Source organism: Mycobacterium kyorinense (genome assembly GCF_001672775.1).
In the GTDB taxonomy this organism is placed as follows: Bacteria; Actinomycetota; Actinomycetes; order Mycobacteriales; family Mycobacteriaceae; genus Mycobacterium; species Mycobacterium kyorinense_A.
This window is the reverse complement of record NZ_LZKJ01000182.1, coordinates 1-950: the sequence shown is the minus strand read 5'-3', so window position 1 is coordinate 950 and position 950 is coordinate 1. Positions and strand designations below refer to the sequence as shown.

Sequence of the window (950 nt, the reverse complement as noted above, 5' to 3'; positions counted from 1 at the left end):
CCGATCCCGGCGGGCGCGCCATTGTCGGTGAAACGTTCGGCGAGGGACAACGTCAAATCCGTACGCGCGGTGTGGGTGTCCACCGGCAGCGGGGTCAGCTCCAGATCGCCCAACCCCAGCCCGGCCACGGGATCACCGGCAAAGTTCTGCCACGCCAACAACACCTGGACCAGCGGGTGATGGGCCCGGCTTCGAGTCGGGTTGAGCCGCTCCACCAGCACCTCGAACGGCACATCCTGGTGCTCGTAGGCGGCCAGGCTACGCGCGCGCACCTGCGCCAACAGTTCGGCCACCGTGGGATCACCGGCCACATCGACCCGCAACACCAACGTGTTGACGAAAAAGCCCACCAACTCATCTAGGACCGGGTCACGCCGCCCGGCAATCGGGAAGCCCACCGCCACATCAGAACTGGCGCTCAACTTGGCCAACAACACCGCCAGCGCGGCCTGCACCACCATGAAACTGGTCGCGTTGTGCTCACGAGCCACCCGGGCAATCTGCTGCTGCAACTCGACCGGCCAGTCCACCGCCACGCTGGCCCCACGAAAATCAGCCACCAACGGATACGGCCGATCAGTGGGCAACTCCACGCGCTCGGGCAACCCGGCCAACGCGCTTTCCCAATACGCCAACTGGGAGGCGATCAAACTCTCGCTGTCGTCCAAGTCACCAAATTGTGCACGCTGCCACAGCGTGTAGTCGACATACTGGACCGGCAGCGGCGCCCACTGCGGAGCCCCACCGGCACGCCGGGCGACATACGCCACACCTAGATCAGCCACCAAAGGAGTGATCGACCAACCGTCGGCAGCGATATGGTGCACCACCGCCACCAGCACATGCTCATCCTCGGCAACACGGAAAAGCCGTGCCCGCAACGGAATCTCGCTCGCCAAATCAAAACAGTGCCGCGTCGAGTCCTCAATAGCCTCCTGCAGCTGGCCAGC

Annotated in this window: 1 protein-coding gene; it reads right to left on the bottom strand. The window is 64.5% G+C overall.

The genetic code is table 11. The features are described 5' to 3' along the window. Nucleotides 1-950: condensation domain-containing protein (locus tag A5707_RS19805; RefSeq protein WP_232000785.1), on the bottom strand; the 950-nt coding region annotated here is incomplete at both ends.